1 protein-coding gene is annotated in these 1404 nt (G+C 36.8%); it reads right to left on the reverse strand.

What is annotated here, in order from left to right:
* Positions 1 to 382: 382 nt before the first annotated feature.
* Complete coding sequence (locus HII30_RS21315; RefSeq protein WP_169507054.1) at positions 383 to 1258, reverse strand: alpha/beta fold hydrolase; 876 nt, start codon at positions 1256 to 1258, stop codon at positions 383 to 385.
* Between the last annotated feature and the right edge of the window lie 146 nt (positions 1259 to 1404).

Consider the following 1404-nt stretch of genomic DNA (forward strand, 5'->3'; position numbering starts at 1 on the left):
CTGTCTCAACATCTGAAAGTCTCTTAAAGGCGAAAGGGGTTATGAAACTAACATTCTGCATGCTACCCACGAAGTAGAGCGAAGAGCCATAAATCTTTTATTGTCCCTACAACATCCATAGTAATTTCTCCTCTTTAGAACTTTTAATTTTTTGTATTATAATTCAATTTCATTCTGGTATTTCACATAACGTTACTATATCTACGAACCCGAAAGACTTAAAGGAGCGCAGCGACTGGGTGGCTTCGCCATTTAGTCTTGCAGGGTTGTCTGCCTGATTCGCTTCCTCGAAAACCCTCGGGCAGACCAAGGAGCGTAGCGACGCGGTGTAGATATGATGTTATAAGATGTTGTCGCCTTCGTCGAATATTCTAATGATCTCTTATGATAAAAACTCAATAATTTCTTTGTTAATAATATCTGATTGCTCATGGTTTATTGCATGACCTGCATCCTTAATAATTTTATAATTTATCTTGTTATCCTGTAATCTCTTTATAGCTTTAGAATGATTGGACAATCTGTCATATTGTCCAATCAGAAACATTACCTTGCCATTTAATATTGTTAATTCTGAGTCCTTATGTATTTGAATTTTATGTTGCATCATTGATCTATTATTGAAGTATTTCAATAAATAGTACCAATGCTTCATCAATATTTCATTCACTTCCAATCTTGAATAGTATGGGCCGCTCAATTTCTTCAACAACTTTCTACAATTTTTCTCTGTGGGAAACAATGCTTCAGGTAAAAAGGCTGCCAACATTCTTGACATTACCTCGAATTGACTTGAAGGAATTCCTCCTGCCAAACACACAATTTTATGTACTCTTGACGGTCTCTTTAGAGTATAGAAGTAAGATAAGTATGCGCCGTAAGAAACTCCACATATATTGGTCTGTTGAATACCTAATCCAGCTAATATCTCGTCGATCCAGATAATCTGGTTAAACTGTTTATAATAATCTGCATTGGGTTCACTTTTCCCTGAACCTCCGATGGCATCAACTGCAAGTACATAGAACTGCTTAGACAACTCCTTAATATTGTAAACCCACATCATGGCTGAATTGTCAGCAGTACCATGAAAAAGTAATAGTGGCGGCCTTTGAGGGTCACCAGCTACAATGATATGAGTTTGTCCATATGAAGTCTCTATATCTTTCTCTTCAAAATCAGTTTTCCATGACTTTAACAATGTATTGTACGAATCATAGATCAATTGCCTTCCTGAAGTATTCTTATATCTCTTCATCGTTCTCATCTCCTTATATTTAATGATTTGCGACAATTTCTTATAACGTTCCCGTATCTGTTTTTTGCAAGTGAAAAATGCTGAGTTTTGCTGCGAAAAGTGCCGAGGTCACTTGCCAGCATAATCGTTACTGCGGAATTCGGTCC

Source organism: Paenibacillus lemnae (assembly GCF_012933385.1).
Taxonomy (GTDB): Bacteria; Bacillota; Bacilli; order Paenibacillales; family Paenibacillaceae; genus Paenibacillus_AQ; species Paenibacillus_AQ lemnae.